Below are 16,656 nucleotides of genomic sequence, written 5' to 3' on the forward strand. Positions count from 1 at the left end.
CGCCCCTCTCATCCGCCTTTCACCGACGCCTCATACGGTGGGGGCATGACGCAGGTGACTCCTCCCGGGTGGTACCCCGATCCCGGGCAGACAAATGACGGTCCCGCCACCGAGCGCTGGTGGGACGGCAGGGCATGGACGGACCAGACCCGCCCCGCGGGGTCGGCCGCCGTATGGGGTCCCCCGGCGCAGGCGCCCGCCGCGGGGGCGTATCCCACGTATCCGGCCTATCCCGGTCAGCCACCGGCCGGCGGACGGCGCGGTCTGCGCATTGGCATAGCCGTGGCGGCGGCCGTCGCGGTCCTCGCCAGCATCGGTGTGGGCGTGTGGGCGCTGGCCGGCAACGACTCGGACGGCGGCAGCGCCAGCTCGCAGCAGGGGCCGGGCGGCGGGCAGGGCGGGCCGGGTGGACAGGACGGATCCACCGGCGGAAACGGCGGCCCGGGTGGCTCCGGCGGTTCCGGCGGGGCCTCGCCCTCGCCCGAACAGTCCGAGGCGCCGAAGATCGAGAGCGGTTCGGTGACCGACGCGATCAGCGGGATCAGCATCCCCATCCCGGACGGCTGGTACGGCCAGCAGATCCAGGCCGGTGCGTCGGTCACGTCGAACGACTCCTACCAGTGCCCCGGCGACACCTCCCAGAACTGCACGAAGGGCGGTGCGTACTCGGCCCCCGCGACCCTGCTGGGCACCGCCGGCTCGACGGCCGAGCAGGTCGCCAAGGCGGACATCGAGGCCAACGCCGAGCAGTCGTACGGCGGCAAGACCTACGGTTCGATCACCTCGCACGACGTGCTGGCCTCCAAGGCCGTGACCGTCGCCGGGCAGAAGGGCTACATGGTCCGCTGGAAGGCGGTCACCAGCAAGGGTGCCGACGGTTACGTCGAGTCGCTGGCCTTCCCCTCCCCCGCGAACGCGCAGCAGATCGTCGTCGTGCGCTTCGGTGTCGACGTCGGCGAGAAGCAGTCGGTCATCGACGAGATCACCAAGGGGATCAAGGTGTCCACGGGCAGCGGCAGCGGCCAGGACGTCTGACACTCCCCCGCAAACCCGTCGGCCGGGTGGGGCGCCTCTCCGCTCAAGAGGAACCCCACCCGGCCGGGGGGTGCGCGCCGCCCCCGTCCCCACGGTGCGGCGCGAGCAGGTCACCGTCCAGTCATCCCGTGGACGGCGGCCTGGGTCTTATGTGAGCCCCAGTGCGGGCAGCACCGCGGCCTCCACGAAGCAGACCAGGTAGTTCTGGTCGGCGTACTCCCCGTCCACGACGGGCCGCGCCCGGATCACGCCGAACATCTGCGCCGGGATGTACTCCAGCGCCGGATGCCCGGCGGGGACCTCGCCCCGGTCGACCCCGCGCTGGAGGATCTCCTTCAGCGACGCGATCTCCGGGTCGACGAGCGCCTCCCGCAGTGCCTGCGCCAGCTCCGGGTCCTGCGTGACGGCGTGTCCGAGGGCCTGGAGCAGCTTGGTGTCACTATTCGACCAGCGGCCCGCAGCCCGCGCCACCTCGCGCAAGTCCTCCGCGAGCGATCCTGTATCGATGCCGTCGAACTTCGACTGGCGCCGGGAGCGCAGCGCGGCCACCACGAACTGCGGCTTGGTCTTCCACTGCCGGTAGAGCGTGGACTTGCTGCACCGGGTGCTCGCGGCGACACCCTCCATGGTCACGGCCTCGTAGCCGCATTCACGGACCTGTTCGAGCACGGCGTCGAAGAACTCCTGCTCACGCTCGGGCGTGATTTTGGAGCGGCGCGAGGCGGCGACCGTCTCCGGTCCGTCCGCGGCCTGCGACGTCATCTGCTCTTCTCCTCGTTCGAGTGGGGCTTGAGCGACTTCATACAAGGTGGTGCGGGCTGCTTCCAGTGTGGCGTACGTCTATCGATACGCGAGTGTACCGGTACTGGACCGTATCGGTACACTGGCGTATCGGTACGCACCCGTATCGATGAGCGCGATGAGTTCGCCGCACCAGACGAGTCACAAGCTCAGCCCGCACCACCGTCAGCGAAGGGGCCGGGGGATGAATGCCCGCACCGAGCCTGCAGAAGCGGAGACCCGCGCCATAGCGCGGCCGCCGCTCGTCCGAGAGCTCCTGCTCGTCGCAGGACTCTTCCTCGTCTACAAGTTCGGCCGTCAGCTGGCGACCGGCCACACCGGCGAAGCATTCCGCAACGCGCACCGCGTATGGGACCTGGAACGAGCCGTACACCTGCCCGGCGAGGGCGACGTACAGAATCTGCTGCTGCACGGCGACTCTCTCGTGCACATCGCCAACACCTACTACGCCACGATCCATTTCCCGGCCACCGCGGCCTTCCTGGTCTGGCTCTATCTGCGCCGGCCGGCGCACTATGTCTGGTCCCGGCGGGTGCTGGCCGCCGTCACCGGCGCCGCACTCGTGGTGCACCTCGTCTTCCCGCTCGCCCCGCCGCGCATGCTCGCCGCGACGGGCCTGGTGGACACCGCCCGCGAGTACGGGCCGTCGGTGTACGGCCCGCCGCAGACCGACCACCTGTCGAACCAGTTCGCGGCGATGCCGTCGCTGCACTTCGGCTGGGCCCTGATGGTGGCGATCGGCCTGATCGTGGCGACCCGGTCACGCTGGCGCGGGCTGTGGCTGCTGCATCCGCTGCTGACACTGCTGGTGATCGTCGGGACCGCGAACCACTACTGGCTCGACGCGATCGTGGCGGCGGCCATGCTCGGCATCGCGCTCGCGGTGGTCCGCCCGCCGCGGCGTACGGCGAAGACCGAGGATCCGCTTCGGGGAACTCAGGAAACCCCGGCACCGGTCGAGGAGAACGTCCTGGTCGGAGCCGGCCGATGAGCGCCACCGCCCTCGCCGTCGTCCTGTCCCTGTTCTCCGCCGTCGCCTACGCGGGCGCGGCCGTCGCCCAGGAGCGGCTGGCCTCCCGCAACCCCGGTTCGGGGATGCTGCGGCTGCTGGGCTCGGGCGCCTGGTGGTGGTCCGTCGCGCTCAACGCCTCCGCCGCGCTGCTGCACGTGGTGGCCCTGAAGTACGGGCCGCTGACCGTGGTCCAGCCGCTGGGCGCGCTCACCCTGGTCGCCGCGGTGCCCATGGGCGCGCGGGTCGCGGGGCGGCGGGTCAGCGCGACGGAGTGGCGGGGGACGGCGTACACCCTGATCGGTCTGGCCGCGATCCTCGTCACGGCGTCCGGCCCCGCGCCCGACGACGTGCTCAGCGTCCCGCAGGCGCTGACGGTCGCCGGTGCGACGGCCGCGGTGATCGGTCTCCTGGCCCGCCGGGGCACCCGTCCCGGGCTGCGGCACGCCTCCGCGTCCGGCTTCGCCTCCGGGGTCGCCTCGGCCCTCACCCAGACCGTGACGGTGGCCGCGACCGACCGCTCGGAGTCCCTGCTGAGCGTGCAGGTCATCGGCGTCGCCCTGCTCGTCGCGGCGTTCGCGGCGGGCGGTCTGCTGCTGTCCCAGGTCGCCTACCGGGGCGGCCTCGGCGCTCCGCTGGCGGTGGTGACCCTGGCGAATCCGGTGGCGGCCGCGGTCATCGGACTGTCGCTGCTGGGCGAACGCCTCCAGGGCGGCGCGGCGGGCATCCTCCTCGCGCTGGCCGGGGCGGGCCTCTCCGCGTGGGGTGTGGTGCTGCTGAGCCGGGTGGCGCCGGAGGTGGTGGCGGTGGACCCGGCGTACGACGAAGCGGTGGCCGCGGATCAGTCGTACGACGACCTGGTCGCGGCGGATCAGCCGCAGGGCGACGGCATCACGGTCGCCGATGCCGACCACCCCGTCGCGGCCGTCCTGGCGCTGGAAGCCGCGAAGGTGCCGCCCGAGTCGGTGTTGATGCCCCGGCAGCCCGGCCCGGGGCACCTCACACCGCTCTGACGCGCTCGGCCCCGCTGCCTACGCGGTGGCGATCGCCGGGTCGCTCACCCCGGGCCGCCCGTTCTCCACGTGCCCGGCGAACCGCCGCAGGAACGCCGGGTCGGCGTCGGAGGTGACGGTCAGGTCGTACCAGCGCCGGCTCGCCGCGAGGTCCACGCGGTGCCTCACCGTGCTGCCGGGCCGCACGGTGACGGTGCGGGCGCGACCGCCGTAGCCGCTGGTGACCTTGAGCCGGGCCGTGCCGGTGCCCTTGTTGGTGAAGGTCAGCTCGACGTCGTCACCGGTGTGCCGTGCGGTGATCTCGGGTCCGGCCTTCTTGTTCGCCCCCTTGAAGGAGCGCACGAAGCCGTTCGGGCCGTGCACGGTCAGGTCGTACGAGCCCTTCGAGTACGCCGAGTTCCAGGTGTCCGCGATCGTCTTGCCGGCCTCCGTGGTGTAGGTCCACGGGCCGTCGGTGCGGTTGCCGGAGGTGACGTGGAAGGCGGCACCTGCCTTGGCGCCGGAGGCGAAGCTCAGCGTGAACTTCCCTGCCGCCGCGTCGACGGCACCGTCCACGTGCGGGGCGTACTTGAGCGGGCGGGACGGACGCAGACCGCGCTCCTGCTTGGGCATGTCCGGGTCGGCCGGCGGCGTCGGCTTGTAGTCCGGGTGCCGCTCGCGGTCCTGCGGCTCGTACTCGTCCGTCTCCGGCAGCGCGGCGGGGCGGCTGTCCTTGCGGGAGAAGTCGAAGGCGGAGGTGAGGTCGCCGCAGACGGCCCGGCGCCAGGGCGAGATGTTCGTCTCCTTGACGCCGAAACGGCGCTCCATGAACCGCAGGATCGAGGTGTGGTCCAGGGTCTCGGAGTTGACGTATCCGCCCTTGCTCCACGGTGAGACGACCAGCATCGGTACCCGGGGGCCGAGGCCGTAGGGGCCCGCCGGACGGTTGGCGTCGCCGGGGTAGAGGTCGAGCGAGACGTCGACGGTCGACTTGCCCTGCGCCGCGGACCTGGGCGGCAGCGGCGGCACCACGTGGTCGAAGAAGCCGTCGTTCTCGTCGAAGGTGATGAACAGGGCCGTCTTCGACCAGACCTCCGGGTTGGAGGTGAGGGCGTCGAGGACCTGCGCGATGTACCAGGCGCCGTAGTTCGAGGGCCAGTTGGAGTGCTCGGAGAAGGCCTCGGGGGCGGCGATCCAGGAGATCTGGGGCAGCGTGCCGGCCTTGACGTCGGCCCTCAGGCGGTCGAAGTAGCCGTCGCCGTTCTTGACGTCGGTGCCGGTGCGGGCCTTGTCGTACCAGGGATCGCCGGGCTTCGCGTCGCGGTACTTGTTGAAGTAGAGCAGCGAGTTGTCGCCGTAGTTGCCCCGGTAGGCGTCCGCGATCCAGCCCCAGGAGCCCGCCGCGTCCAGGCCGTCGCCGATGTCCTGGTAGATCTTCCACGAGACGCCGGCCCGCTCCAGGCGCTCGGGGTAGGTCGTCCAGCCGTAGCCGACCTCGTCGTTGCCCATGACCGGGCCGCCGCCGGTGCCGTCGTTGCCGGTGTAGCCCGTCCACATGTAGTAGCGGTTCGGGTCGGTCGAGCCGATGAACGAGCAGTGGTAGGCGTCGCAGATGGTGAAGGCGTCGGCGAGGGCGTAGTGGAAGGGGATGTCCTCGCGGGTCAGGTACGCCATCGTCGTGGTGCCCTTCGCCGGCACCCATGTGTCGTACTTGCCCCCGTTGTAGGCCTGCTGGCCGTCGGTCCAGCCGTGCGGCAGGCCCTCCAGGAACTGCATGCCCAGGTCGTCGGCCTCCGGGTGGAAGGGCAGGATGTCCTTGGTGCCGTCGGACTGGTGCCAGATCGACTTGCCGTTCTCGTGCTTCACCGGACGCGGGTCGCCGAAGCCGCGCACGCCCCGCAGCGCGCCGAAGTAGTGATCGAACGAACGGTTCTCCTGCATCAGGACGACGATGTGCTCGACATCCTCGATCGACCCCGTGCGATGGTTCGCCGGGAGCGCGGCGGCACGCTGGATACTGCTCGACAGTGCGGTGAACGCCGAGGTGGCGCCCGCGAGTTGAAGGAATCTGCGCCGGTTGACGTCAGCCATGGGTGAGGGACCTCTCATTCTGCGCAACGATGCACCGGAATCGGACGCACGGTGTGCGCAGCGAGTGTTCCAAGGGCAACAGACGTCAAGGAAGGGCCTGGTGGCGCGGACGTGAAGCTCGTGGGTACGTGAGGTTGAGGAGCCGGGTCCGGCGCCGGGCCCGGCTACGGCCGGGCTGCGCGGGCGATCTCGGTGGCCACCGCGGTGTGGGCGAGGTACTGGGTGATGTCGTGTGCCCGGTCCTTGCGGTTGGGGCACAGCACGTCCCGGACACCGCGCCAGGTGTCGTCGAGCGGGCAGCCGATGGCCACGGCGTCCGCCGCCGCCCACGCGTTGACCCACGCCCCGACCCGCTCCGGCCGGACCGCGCCGCGGACGAGCAGCCTCTTGTACACGGCGTCGAGGCCGAGCGGGCTGCCCGCGGTCACGAGGAGCGGCACCGCGGCTCCGCCGGGCAGCCGGGTGAGGAGGTCGAGCGCGACGACCGTGCCGAGGCTGTGGCTGACGAGCACGATCTCGCCGTCGTCGGGCATCCCGTCCAGGACGGTGTCGAGCACGGCGTCGCGTACCGCGCTGTTGTCGAGGTAGGTCGCGACATCGCGGAACACCGTCGCGATCACGATGTCGTCGAGGCCGCTGCGGTCCGCGAGCCAGGACAGCGGACGTTGCAGCGCGGAAACCGCCTTGCCGAACAGGGCCGATTCCGGGGCCCGGTCGGCGTCAGGACCGGCCGGTACGCCCTCCGCCACGCGGGCGCGTTCCCCCTCGGGCATCCCGGAGGCCACGGCCGCGGTGTCGAGCAGTTCGGCGTACACCGCCTGGGCGCCGGGATCGGCGGGCTCGTAGCGCTCGGCCGTTGTCAGCTCCGTTTCGAGGGCGAAACGCTCCCGGGCCGACAGCGCGCCGCCCAGCGTGTCGCCGTAGAAGGGCATCCAGACGTCGGCGGACTCCAGCGGGTCGAGGCCCGATGCCGCCAGTCCGTCGGCCAGTGCCCGGCACCAGGCCGAGCGCAGCGCGGCGGGATCGCGGCCCTGCTGCCCCCTGCCGTGCAGGAAGACCACGCGCCGGCCGGCACCGGTCCGCCCGGGGAGGCCGCGCCTCTCGAACACGGCGGCCGCCGGACCGGCCTCGGTACCGGCCGGCGCCGTCCCGTCGAGCACCCCCGCGACCGGCGCGCTCTCGACCGGTACCGCCTGCGGGCCCAACTCGGAGAGCACCAGCCGCTGTTCCGGTGGCAGCTCGGCCTGTGCCAGGTGCCTCAGAACGACACTCACCCGTGCGCCCTCGTTGGCGATCCATCCCTCGCCATCGGGGTCGGGCACGCCGGCGTGGTGCAGCGCCACGACCTCCCACTGGTCGTTGAAGACGGGCGAACCGGAGTTTCCGGGCCTGGTGTCCGTGTGGTAGTGCAGGAACTGCGGCAACTGGTTGAGCAGGGCGTTGTCGCGGACCGCGATCTCCTTCGGCCGCCCGTCCGGGTGGCCGACGATGTTCACGGGTTCCCCGATGACGATCTTCCCCTGCTGTGCGATCAGCTTCAGGCTGCCGTGCACCTCCCCGGGCCGCTTCCCGTGGGAGCCGACGGCGACGGCGACGAGCGTGTAGTCGAGGTCGGCGTCGGTGACGAAGAGTGCGCGGGGGTCCAGGTCGTAGGAGTCGACCGGTTCGGGCAGACCGTCCACATCGGGTTCGAGGTTGAACTCCACGAAGGAGCCGGTGGCGGCCGCCACGTCGGGCAGCACATGGTTGTTGGTGAGCAGCAGCCGCTCCGCCACGAGGAACCCGGTGCCGAAACCGACCCGCCGCCCGCCCTCGACGATGGAGACGCGCGCGACGGCGCGTGCCGCCCGCACCCCGCGATCGAGGAAGTTCACGCTCTGGAGCTCGCTCGCCGCGCCCAGGATCCGTTCCAGCACGGTGCGGCGCGCCGGGCTCCCGTCGGGGCTCAGCGGCACGGGCGGCTCCGGCTCCACCTCACCCTGGCTCAGCAGCCGCTCGGTGCGGGCGCGCAGCTGCGCCTCGCTGTCGACGGCGAACAGCGTCCCCGCTTCCGCCTGTCGGCGGCGGATGTCCTCGCGCTGTGCCGTCGTCTCCTGGTACCGCTCCACCATGCGTTGCTGCTGCTGTCGTAGGTCCATGCGCGCATGCTCCGCGGTCCGGGGCGCCCGGCGCTTCGGGGAACTCCCCAGAGTGCCGGGCGCCCCCGCCGGAACCGACCGACGGGGGCGCGGGGAGGGGAGCCGACCGGGCGGGCCGGGCCGGCCGGTGCCGGGGTCTCAGAGGACGCCCGCGAAGCGCAGGAAGTCCGCGATCGTACGTACCGGCCGGCCGCCCGGGAGCAGGACGCCCTGCGCGGGGCTCCAGCTCGTCTGGTTGGCGTACGAGCCACGGTCGTTGCGGATGTGCCCGATGATCGTCTCGGCGACGACACGGCTGCCGACCTCGCCCAGCCGCCGGCCGAGCTCCCTGACCTCGGCCTCCTTCAGCACGTAGAACCACAGGGGGGTGCGGCCGCGCAGGACCTCCGTTCCCAGGGCCGCCTTCACCGCTTCGCTGCTGCCCTGGTCCAACTCCGCCTGGCTGAGCGGTGTGACGCCCAGTGCCGTGGCCACGGCCTGGCCCGTGGGCACCGCCAGCCGGTAGCCGCGCAGGAGGTTGCGGCGGGCGAGGTGCTTGAGCAGTTCCCGGATCCGGTCGGGGCGGTTCTCGTCGTTGCCCTCGTTGGGCATCACGTCGAGCGGTGGCGCGAGCCTGGTGTCGATGAGCCGCGCGAAGCGATTGGCGAACTGACTGCTCTTGTCGACCAACCGGTCCCACTCCACCGGCCAGTTCGCGAGGAGGGTGGGCGCACCCCCGAGTCCGCCCTTGCCGGTGAACTGGAACAGTTGCACCAGGGAGGCGAAGGGAGCGGTGTTGCCGAGGCGGCCGAAGTTGCGGTTCCAGTCGTAGCCGCCGCGCACCATGCTGTGGCCGAAACGGAAGGCCGCCACCGAGAACTCCACCGGCATGTAGGTGCCGCGTTCGTCCAGCCGGAGCAGGTTCTCGTCCGCGGTGTCCACGAGGTCGACGACGTCGGGGCGCGCCACCGTGCGCAGATAGTCGTGCACGCACAGCCACTGGTAGGTCCACCGGGTGAGGTCCCGGGCCCGCAGGAAGACCTCGACGTCCGTCTCCCGGTCGGGCTCGTTGGCGCGGACCCAGTCGACGGCCGCGTTGTGGAACCGCAGGAAGGCCACGTGCAGTTGGGCCACCACGAGGTTCTCGTCGTTGCGTTCGTCGCCGACGAGCGGGATCCCGGCCTGGCGCGGGAGATCCCGTTCGTCGTCGTCGACCGGGGGGATGAGCGCCCCCGTCGGCAGCGGCGAGAGCAGGCCGAGCCGGAACTTGATCCCGTCGTAGGGGACGGCCTTCGAGCCCGCGGTCGGTGTCACGAACGGTCCGTCGCCGTAGACCGAGTCGAGATTGAGCTCCGGGGTCCGCTGGTTCACCAGCTTCTTGACCACCTCGTCCGGCGCCTCGGGCACGATGTGCTCATCGGTGATGTTGATCACCAGATCGCGGTCGGTCGCCGCCGTCAGGTCGTGGTCGAGGAACTGGCCCCAGTAGGTGTACACGGGCGGGATCGGCGAGTTGAGCTGCGGATCGCGCCCGTCCTGCGGTGTCTCGATCATCGCGCCGCCGAGCGCGAGCAGGGCTTTGACGACGTCCGGGGCCTTGTCGTCCTGCGGCAGGTGATGCGCCGGGAACTGCTCGGCGAGGCCGGAGAACAGATAGCCGAAGGACGTCCTGCCCGCGTGCTCGGCATCGGCGGCGGACTCCTGGACCACCGAGCTCAGCGCGTTCACGTCGCTGTCGCGGATCTTGGCCGCCTCGGCGGTCGGGTCCGCGCTGTCGAGAATGGCGTGACCACCGTGCGCGATGTTCGTGATGACCCGCCGGAACTGTCCCTGCTCAGCCATGGCATACCCCCTTGCAGTCCTGGAAGTGGCGAGTATTGCCGTCCGGTCGGGGCCCGGCTTCGGGGAACTCCCTGCCTCCGCAAGGGCGGGGACCGGCCTCCTCGTTCTCCGGACGTGCCCGGCGGCCCGGCTCACCGTGAACGGGTCGTTCGCCGTGTCACCGCCGTGCCGGGCCGCCGGAGGCGGGTGCGGGGGTGAGGACGCCTACGCCGTCTGCTCCGGCCACGGGATCGGTCCGTGCGGTGGCACCCTCGGTACCGTCACCGGCGGTGCCGGTACCGGGAGCGGCGTAGACGGACCGTCCCCGGAGCCGTGGCCGCTCGTTCCGGCGGTGCGGAGGCGCACCGGCCGTGCGCACTCCCGTGACATCGGAAGGCCGGTGCGGTCACGGTGACGGGAGTGCCGCGCGCCGACCCTGGCCAGGAGCCGCGACCTCACACGCCGATCACCCCCGTGGGGGCACCCTGGCAGTGGACGGACCGCCGCTGGGACCGGCGGAATACGGGGGGCTTCATGAACGAGACGGCGATGACGGACGCGCCGACGGGGACAGCGGTGCGCGAACCCGAGTGCATGCCGGGGTGCACGGGGCCGAGGCAGCCGACGGCGGGTGGGGCGCACGCGGCGTGCTGGGTCCCCGCCCCACCCGGCCCCGACGGGCCGGCCCATGGGCCCGGACCGGCCGGCCCGCCCTTACCGGCCGCCCTCGTCGGACGCGGCGCCGAACAGGAGCGCGTGACCGGCCTGGCGCAGGCCCTTCCCCACAGCGGCGGTGCCCTACTGCTGACCGGCGAGCCCGGGATCGGCAAGAGCACGCTGCTGCGCCAGGCGGCGGCCCGGTGCGGGGGCGCCCGGGTGCTGTGGGCGGCGGGAGTGGAGTCGGAGGCCGTGCTGCCGTACGCGGTGCTGGCCGATGTGCTGCTGCCGCTCCGCGGCCACTTCGACGCGCTGCCGCCGGCGCAGCGGCGGGCCGTGGAGAGCTGCCTGGCGCTCGGCGAGCCGGCCGAGCCCAACCCGTACGCCGTGTGCGCGGGTGCCCTCGGCGTGCTGGCCACCGCCGGCGCGGCAGAGCCCCTGCTGGTCCTCGTCGACGATCTCCAGTGGGCCGATCCCTCGTCGCGGCAGGTGCTCCAGTTCGTGGCCCGGCGCCTGGCCACGGAGCCGGCGGCGCTGATCATGGCCGCGCGCGGCGGCCGGGAGGACGGTCCCGGGGAGGTCGGTCTCGGGGAGGTCGGTCTCGGGGAATGCCTGCCGCAGGTCGCTCTCGGACCGCTCACGGACGACGAGTGCTGGACCCTGCTCCAGCGGCACGCGCTCGACCGGGCGGATCCGGCGGCGGGCCGGATCGTACGGCTGGCGCAGGGCAACCCCCTGGTCCTGGTGGAGTACGCGGCGGCTCTCACCCGGGCCCGCACGACCGGTGCCGAGCCGTGGGACGACTCCTGGGAGGCACCTGGGCCGCTGGTGGAACGCGCCTGGCGGGGGCAGTTGCGCACCCTGCCGCCGCGCAGCCGGGAGGCGCTGGTGTACGTCGCCGCCGGCCGCACGCTGCGCTGGCCGCTGCTCCAGCGGGCGATGGCCGCCGAAGGGCTCACCACCGCGGACCTGGACCCGGCCGAGGCGGCCGGGCTGGTGCGGATGCGGGACGACACGTGCGAGCTGCGGCATCCCGTGCTGGGCCCGCTGGTGCTGCGCCAGTGCCCGACGGTCCGCCGGCCGGAGGTCTACCGCAGGCTGGCCGAGGTCAGTTCGGGCGAGCTGCGGAGCTGGTACCTGGCCGCCGCCAGCCCGGGTCCGGACGAGTCGGTGGCCGCGCGTCTCGCGGCCGACGCCCGGCAGGCCCGCCAACGCGGGGCGCTGGCGGCCGCCGCCCCGGCCTGGCACCGTGCCGCCGAGCTGTCCCCGGATCCCGCGGACGCGGCCCGCCGTCTGTTCGAGGCCGCCCACGACGCCTTCCACGGCGGTACGGCACGGGAGGCCGCCCAGTGGTGCGAGCAGGCCCTGTCGTACAGCCGGGACCCGCTGCTGACCGCGGACATCGAGCTGTTGCGCGGTCAGGCCCGCACCTGGCTCGGCGATCCCGGGCGCGCGCACCAGCTGCTGGTCGCCGCCGCCCGCGCGGTGGAACCGGTGGACCGTGCACGCGCCTGCCGCCTGTACGGGGCCGCGGTGATACCCGCCACGATGGACGGGCGGATACGCGACGCCTGCGACATCGCCGCCCGCTGTGCGTCGCCGGCGGACGACGTACCGGACGCGCAGCGCCGGCACGCGGCCATCATGCGCGCGCGGGCCGGGGCCCTGGGCGGTGAGGTGCGCGCAAGCCGTACGGAGCTGCGCGCGCTGCTCCAGGAGGGGCGCGGCCGGACCGGTCCCGAGGAACTCCAGGCGACGACGGAGATCGCCCAGGGACTGTCCTGGACCGAGGAGTGGCATCTCGCCCGCCGCACGCTGGACACGCTGATCGAGGAGATCCGCCGCGACAACGCCCTGTCGCTGCTGCCCTACGCCCTCCTGGCCCGGTGCGGGGCGGAGATGTGGTCGCACTGGCCGACGGCCCGCGCGGATGCCGCCGAGGCGCTGCGCTGGGCGGAGGAGTTCGGCCATCTGGCGATGACGGGCTACGCCCTGGTCCAGCTCGCCCGGCTGGACGCCCTGCGGGGTGACTTCGCGGCCTGCGAGGAACACGTGGCGCGGTACGAGCGCTCGTGCGGCGGCCGGGTGCAGGGCCTGGCTGTCTTCGCCCGCGGTGCGCTCGGTACCTCCGCGCTGGCCGCCGGTGATCCGGAGGCCGCGCGCACGCACCTGGAAGCGGCGTTCACGGCGGCGGACGGGATGGGGCTGGTCAATCCGTCTCTCATGCCGTGGCTTGCGGACCTCGCCGAGGCCTGTCTGCGCACCGGGGCGCGGGACCGGGCCGTCGCCGTGGCGGACTGGCTGCAGGAGAGTGCCACCCGTACGGGGCTGGCCTGGCCGGTCGCGGCGCACGCCCACTGCCGGGTGCTGCTGGCGCGCTCCGCCGAGGAGGCCGCCGACTGGCTGGCCGTCGCCGAACGCGCCGCTGCCGACCCGGAGTTGGCCTTCGAGCAGGCCCGGACCAGGCTGGTCGCGGGCGAGGTGCTGCGGAGGTTCCGGCGGCCGTCGGCGGCGCGGGAGCCCCTGCTGCTGGCGCAGCGCACGTTCGGCGCGCTGGGCGCCGTGCCGTGGGCGGACCGGGCCGCCGCCGAGGTCGCGGCCAGCGGTCACCGGACCGCGGCGCCCGCCGGCGAGCAGCCGGCGGTGGACCTGCTCACCCCTCAGGAGCTCCAGGTGGCGCGTGCCATCGGCGAGGGGCTCAGCAACGTCGAGGCCGCCGCGTCACTGTTCCTGTCCCGCAAGACGATCGAGGCCCATCTCACCCGTGTCTACCGCAAGTTGGGCGTCCGCTCCCGCTCGGATCTCGCCCGCCGTCTCGCCGGCGCGGGGATCACGGGTTCCGGGCCGCGGAGCGGGTCCGGCTGACCTCCGCCGTAGGCGGTGTTCGCGGCCTGCCGGACGGGCCTCGGCGCGGTCCGCGGTGCCGAACGGTCCGACCCGCTCCGACCAGGTACGTCACCGAAGCTCTTCCGTCCGGCGGAAGAGGCGTTGCGTCGCGGTGGCGCCCTTCCGGACGATGGCCCCACCTCAGACAGACGGGAGCCGCAACGATGCCGCACATGACCGCCTTCGCCAGGAACCAGTGGTACGTCGCCGCCTACAGCCACGAGGTGGGGCGGGAGGAGCTGCTCGGCCGGACGATCCTCGGGGAGCCGCTCGTCTTCTACCGGACCGAGGAGGAGGGCACGCCCGTCGCGCTGGCCGACCGGTGTGTGCACCGCCGGTTCCCGCTGCACGAGAAGCCGAGCCGGCTCGACGGTGACCGGATCGTGTGCGGGTACCACGGGTTCACGTACGACACGACGGGCACGTGTGTGTACGTGCCGGGGCAGAAACGCGTCCCGCGGACCGCGCGCGTCGCCTCGTACCCGATCGCCGAGCTGGACTCCCTGATCTGGGTGTGGATCGGCGACCCGGCCCTCGCCGACCCCGACACCATCCCGCGGGCCCGGCACCTGGACTCCCCCGGCTGGACGACCGTGCGCGGCATGGAGCCCATCGACGCCGACTACGGGCTCCTCGTCGACAACCTTCTCGACCTCTCGCACGAGACGTATCTGCACGGCGGTTACATCGGGACCCCGGAGGTCGCCGAGACGCCGATCACGACCGAGGTCGACGAGGGGGCGGGGATCGTGCGGGTGAGCCGGCACATGGACGACGCCGAGTGCCCGCCGTTCTACGCCAAGTCCACCGGCATAGAAGGCCGGATCACGCGCTGGCAGGACATCGAGTACAGCGCGCCCTGTCTGTATCTGCTCCACAGCCGGGTCGCCCCGGTCGGTGTGGTGCCGGAGGCGGACGGCAGCGACCCGAACGGCTTCCACACCGAGGTGACGTACGCGATCACGCCGTCCTCCGACGGCAAGGTGTACGACTTCTGGATGGTCTCGCGCGACTGGGCGACCGAGGACGACGAGGTCACCGAGTTCCTGCGGAAGAACAACCACACCGTCGTCATGCAGGACGTCGACGCGCTCAACCTGCTCCAGAAGACGCTCGGCACGGAGCGGACGGGGTACCAGGAGCTGAGCATCAACATCGACACCGGCGGCCTGGCCGCCCGCCGTATCCTCGCCCGGCTGGTCGAGGAGGGCGCCAAGCCCGTGGAGAAGGTCCAGTGAGCAGTCCGACGGGAGAGATCTACCGCATCGACTGGCTGCCCGGCACGGACGTGCTGCACGGCACCTGTCACTGCGGCCGCGAGCACACCTCGCAGGACCCGATCGAGATGTGGGAGTGGATGCTCGCCCACCCGCAAGGACACGAGCCGCGAGGAAGCACTTCATGAGTGACGTGTACGAAGCCGAACTCGTCGTCGGTCACAGGGAGTCCGCGGCCGACGGCGTGCTCGCCCTCACCCTGTGCCACCCCCTCGGCGAGCGGCTCCCGGCCTGGGAACCCGGCGGACACATCGACGTCGTGCTCGGCCCCGGTCTTGAACGCCAGTACTCGCTGTGCGGCGACCCGGCCGACCGCACCGCCTGGCGGATCGCCGTACTGCGCGAGCCGGACGGGCGCGGCGGATCCGCCCATGTGCACGAGCAGTTGCGGCAGGGCGACAAGGTGCGGGTGCGCGGGCCCCGCAATCACTTCGCCCTCGAACCCGCACCCGGCTACCGGTTCATCGCGGGCGGCATCGGCATCACGCCCATCCTGCCGATGCTGGCGGAGGCGGAGTCCCGCGGCGCGCAGTGGACCCTGCTGTACGGCGGGCGCACCCGTGACTCCATCGCGTTCACCGAGGAGTTGGAGCGATACGGCGACCGGGTCACCGTCGCGCCGCAGGACGAGACCGGCCTGCTCGACCTGGCGTCGGTGCTCGACGACATCCCCGAGGGCACCCTCGTCTACTGCTGCGGTCCCGGCCCCCTGCTGGACGCGGTGGAGGCCCGCTGCCCGGCCGGGGTGCTGCGCCTGGAGCGGTTCACGCCGAAGGAGCAGGAGACCGGCGAGAACACCGAGTTCGAGGTCGAGTTGGCGCAGAGCGGCCGGACGGTGACCGTGCCGGCGGACGTCTCCGTGCTGGACGCGGTGCGCGGCGCCGGTGTGGAGGTGCTGTTCTCCTGCACGGAGGGCACCTGCGGGACGTGCGAGACCGATGTCCTCGAAGGCGCCCCGGACCACCGGGACTCGGTGCTCACGGACGCGGAGCGGGAGGCCAGCGAGACGATGATGATCTGTGTGTCCCGGTGTCGGGGGAAGCGGCTCGTCCTCGACCTGTAGCCATCCTGAGGTCGGTCTCGATCCCGGCGACCGTCTCCAGCAGATGCGGCAGCAGCTCGCGGCGGACCGAGGTCACCGTGTTGCGGCTGGCGTGCACCGGGATGTTCACCGCCGCCACCACCTCGCCGCCCCGGTCCCGCACCGGGGCGGCGAGTGAGCGCAGCCCCTCCTCCAACTCCTGGTCGACGACCGCGTATCCGCGGGCCCGCACCTTGTCGAGCTCGGCGCGCAGCAGGTCCGCGTCGGTGATCGTGCGCGGTGTCAGAGGCCGGAGGTCGGCCCGTGCCAGCCTCGACTCCCTTTCCTCGTCCGGCAGATGGGCGAGGATCACCCGGCCCACGGACGTGACGTACGCCGGGAAGCGGGTCCCGACGGTGATCGCGGCCGTCATGATGCGGCGCGCGGGTACCCTCGCCACGTACACGATGTCGTCGCCGTCGAGCACGCACAGGGACGACGACTCCCTTGTACGGTCGACCAGTTGCTCCAGATGCGGTTCGGCGATCTGCGCCAGCGAGAAGCCCGCGAGATAGGAGTAGCCGAGCTCCAGCACGCGTGGCGTGAGCCGGAACGCCCGGCCGTCGGCGTGCACGTATCCGAGGTCGACGAGTGTGAGCAGAAAGCGCCGGGCCGCGGCGCGGGTCAGTCCGCAGCTGCGGGCGACCTCGGCGAGCGTCAGTTCCGGGTGTTCCGCGTCGAATGCGCGGATCACGGCGAGGCCCCGCTCGAAGGAACGGACGAAGTGCGGGGGGCGGGCTGCTGCGGGCATCGTCGCCTCCACCTCAACAACTGTCAACAATATTGTCAGCCAAGGGCGTTGACCGCGGGGAGCAAAAACTCTACCTTTCGCACTGTGCACCATTGTGCGCTGTGCGCACACCCTGTCGGAACAATGAAGTCTGCACAG

General features: G+C 72.3%; 12 protein-coding genes. 7 read left to right on the forward strand and 5 right to left on the reverse strand.

Annotation, left to right across the window (positions count from 1 at the left end):
- Positions 1-45: 45 nt before the first annotated feature.
- Positions 46-1,035, forward strand: a complete 990-nt coding sequence (locus tag ACFY0U_RS19215) for a DUF2510 domain-containing protein (RefSeq protein ID WP_388636810.1) — start codon at positions 46-48, stop codon at positions 1,033-1,035.
- Between the two features lie 147 nt (positions 1,036-1,182).
- On the opposite strand, the gene ACFY0U_RS19220 is transcribed toward ACFY0U_RS19215, so the two are convergent.
- Entirely contained in the window at positions 1,183-1,797 is a 615-nt protein-coding gene (locus tag ACFY0U_RS19220) for a TetR/AcrR family transcriptional regulator C-terminal ligand-binding domain-containing protein (RefSeq protein ID WP_388636812.1), read from the reverse strand.
- A gap of 223 nt (positions 1,798-2,020) precedes the next feature.
- Here ACFY0U_RS19220 and ACFY0U_RS19225 point away from each other — a divergent pair, with 223 nt between their 5' ends.
- Together ACFY0U_RS19225 and ACFY0U_RS19230 are read left to right on the forward strand one after the other, a co-directional pair.
- On the forward strand, positions 2,021-2,827 hold the full coding sequence (locus tag ACFY0U_RS19225; RefSeq protein ID WP_388636814.1) for a phosphatase PAP2 family protein: 807 nt from the start codon (positions 2,021-2,023) through the stop codon (positions 2,825-2,827).
- Entirely contained in the window at positions 2,824-3,858 is a 1,035-nt protein-coding gene (locus ACFY0U_RS19230) for a hypothetical protein (protein ID WP_388636818.1), read from the forward strand. Before ACFY0U_RS19225 ends, ACFY0U_RS19230 begins: the two co-directional genes overlap by 4 nt.
- 18 nt (positions 3,859-3,876) lie before the next feature.
- Here the strand turns inward: ACFY0U_RS19230 and ACFY0U_RS19235 are convergent, their stop codons facing one another.
- From ACFY0U_RS19235 to ACFY0U_RS19245, 3 genes are all read right to left on the reverse strand, one after another.
- Positions 3,877-5,928, reverse strand: coding sequence for a phosphocholine-specific phospholipase C (locus ACFY0U_RS19235; protein ID WP_388636821.1), 2,052 nt, complete (start codon positions 5,926-5,928; stop codon positions 3,877-3,879).
- Positions 5,929-6,092: 164 nt separating this feature from the next.
- Complete coding sequence (locus ACFY0U_RS19240) at positions 6,093-8,066, reverse strand: trypsin-like serine peptidase (protein ID WP_388636824.1); 1,974 nt, start codon at positions 8,064-8,066, stop codon at positions 6,093-6,095.
- A 138-nt stretch (positions 8,067-8,204) separates the two neighbouring features.
- Positions 8,205-9,887, reverse strand: a complete 1,683-nt coding sequence (locus ACFY0U_RS19245) for a heme peroxidase family protein (protein WP_388636827.1) — start codon at positions 9,885-9,887, stop codon at positions 8,205-8,207.
- A 513-nt stretch (positions 9,888-10,400) separates the two neighbouring features.
- Here ACFY0U_RS19245 and ACFY0U_RS19250 point away from each other — a divergent pair.
- The 4 genes from ACFY0U_RS19250 (at position 10,401) to ACFY0U_RS19265 (ending at position 15,749) form a co-directional block, all read left to right on the forward strand.
- Positions 10,401-13,388, forward strand: coding sequence for an AAA family ATPase (locus ACFY0U_RS19250; protein WP_388636830.1), 2,988 nt, complete (start codon positions 10,401-10,403; stop codon positions 13,386-13,388).
- 185 nt (positions 13,389-13,573) lie between these two features.
- Positions 13,574-14,647 (forward strand): Rieske 2Fe-2S domain-containing protein, encoded by a 1,074-nt coding sequence (locus tag ACFY0U_RS19255; protein ID WP_388636832.1) that lies wholly within the window; start codon positions 13,574-13,576, stop codon positions 14,645-14,647.
- Positions 14,644-14,814, forward strand: a complete 171-nt coding sequence (locus ACFY0U_RS19260; protein ID WP_388636835.1) for a hypothetical protein — start codon at positions 14,644-14,646, stop codon at positions 14,812-14,814. Before ACFY0U_RS19255 ends, ACFY0U_RS19260 begins: the two co-directional genes overlap by 4 nt.
- Positions 14,811-15,749, forward strand: coding sequence for a PDR/VanB family oxidoreductase (locus ACFY0U_RS19265; protein WP_388636838.1), 939 nt, complete (start codon positions 14,811-14,813; stop codon positions 15,747-15,749). Before ACFY0U_RS19260 ends, ACFY0U_RS19265 begins: the two co-directional genes overlap by 4 nt.
- Here ACFY0U_RS19265 and ACFY0U_RS19270 read toward each other — a convergent pair.
- The gene (locus tag ACFY0U_RS19270; RefSeq protein ID WP_388636841.1) at positions 15,664-16,518 is read right to left on the reverse strand and encodes an IclR family transcriptional regulator C-terminal domain-containing protein; all 855 of its coding nucleotides are present in this window, start codon (positions 16,516-16,518) and stop codon (positions 15,664-15,666) included. The genes ACFY0U_RS19265 and ACFY0U_RS19270 overlap by 86 nt on opposite strands.
- Positions 16,519-16,656: the final 138 nt, after the last annotated feature.

Source organism: Streptomyces sp. NPDC001536 (assembly GCF_042894505.1).
In the GTDB taxonomy this organism is placed as follows: domain Bacteria; phylum Actinomycetota; class Actinomycetes; order Streptomycetales; family Streptomycetaceae; genus Streptomyces.